Source organism: Bacillus cereus group sp. N21 (genome assembly GCF_016483395.1).
In the GTDB taxonomy this organism is placed as follows: domain Bacteria; phylum Bacillota; class Bacilli; order Bacillales; family Bacillaceae_G; genus Bacillus_A; species Bacillus_A pseudomycoides.
Genome location: NZ_JAEHBX010000184.1, coordinates 1 through 1,602, shown reverse-complemented (window position 1 = coordinate 1,602; position 1,602 = coordinate 1). Strand labels below are relative to the sequence as shown.

The following is a 1,602-nucleotide window of genomic DNA, read 5'->3' as shown; positions in this document are numbered from 1 at the left end:
TTCTTACGATTAGTCAACCTATATTTTTAGATTTTTGATGAACTGGATATCACAAAATGTAGGTATCCATTCTCATACATACCAAATACCCCTAACATGGATTCATTTTTTTACTAGGGGAGAATATGGTATGATGAATGAAACTATGATGTTAGGCTGTTAATCGATAATCATAGTGTATATTGTGTGTAATAAGGTGAAGGAGAAGCTTCAATAACTTATTTACACATGCAATGGACGCAACTTTATGACATTTGTTATATGGTTGCGTTTTTAATTTATCGTAGTATTCTATAATGTGATTTCGTCCGTAACGCCGTAGTTTAATCATGTTTTGGATGATTAGGAAAAGTAATTTCCGTAAATGTTTATTTCCACGTTTATTAATTTTATCTTTATAAAAAATTTTACCTGATTGAAAGCGACGTATATCAATACCGGCATATGCATTCAATTGCTTGTTATTCGCAAAACGAGTTATATCTCCTATTTCAGCCATTAAGCGTACAGCTGTATTTGCCCCAATTCCAGGAAGACTCAGAATGATACTATATTCTGCACGTTGTTCAGCTATAAGCACCATCTTGTTAATACAACATTCCTTTTGTTGAAGTAGTTCTTGATAACGTTTTGCGTATACTTTGAGTTGATCACACAAGACATCATTTTGAGAAACAGCTGGATAGGAGTTTTTCGCGATTTCAAGTATCTGAATGGCTTTTTTCTCTGCCATAATATTTGATATTTTTTTATTGGTGTTAGCACGAATATGATTTTTTATAATCGTTTTAGAAAGACTTAAAACACTATCTGGATGGGGGAATAGCTGAACAAAATTTAAAAATAAATCAGATTTACTCGTGAACATTTTTTCTAATTCAGGAAATGTTAATTGAATGACTTTATGCATACGACTACGAATCACTGATAATTCTCCATCTAGTTCGCTATAGAACCTCGAAAGAGATTTTAACTGATGGAATATATGATTCGTTCCATGAGATACCCTTCGGGTAGCTGTAAAGTGGGTAAGAGCTAGGCGATGTGCATCACTTCGGTCTGTTTTATGAATCCGTAAGGAATCACATTGTAGTTTTGCTTCTAAGGGGTTTAATAGACAATATGTATACTGATTATCTTGCATAAATCGTTCTAGTTGTCTAGAATAAATCCCTGTTGCCTCGAACACAATTTCAGGCAATTTACCAGTTTTCTTGGTAATCTCATATATCTTTTTTTGTAGCTCTTTAAAGTCAGGCTTCAAATGTTGGATTTCTTTTTCAAAGATACATTGTTTTTGTGCATTATAAATTACCATATAACTTTTACCCATACTGATATCAAACGCAATTACGTGTCTCATACGGTTCCTCCTGTTGGAAAATTGAAGTCTTCATCTTACACTTATCGATTCCCATTTCTTATACACGATCTCGAGGACCAACATACTAAAAACTGATTCAAATAAGGTAAGTGAAGAAGGCCAGTTTCTTGGACGGATTCAGGATCCTATAACAAAGACGACCTTTTCTTCACTTCTACTATATAAAAAATAGTAGTGCGAACCAATGCCTTGGTCTGCACTACTAATCTTAGTATGTT

The 1,602-nt window shown here is 33.5% G+C and carries 1 protein-coding gene; it reads right to left on the bottom strand.

The annotated features are described in order from the left end of the window. Nucleotides 1–151 precede the first annotated feature (151 nt). The gene (locus JDS96_RS30350; protein WP_199669079.1) at nt 152–1,363 is read right to left on the bottom strand and encodes an IS110 family RNA-guided transposase; all 1,212 of its coding nucleotides are present in this window, start codon (nt 1,361–1,363) and stop codon (nt 152–154) included. Nucleotides 1,364–1,602: the final 239 nt, after the last annotated feature.

Excerpts from the sequence above, each read along its gene's own strand:
- JDS96_RS30350 (WP_199669079.1), bottom strand. The coding sequence starts at position 1,363 with ATGAGACACGTAATTGCGTTTGATATCAGTATGGGTAAAAGTTATATG.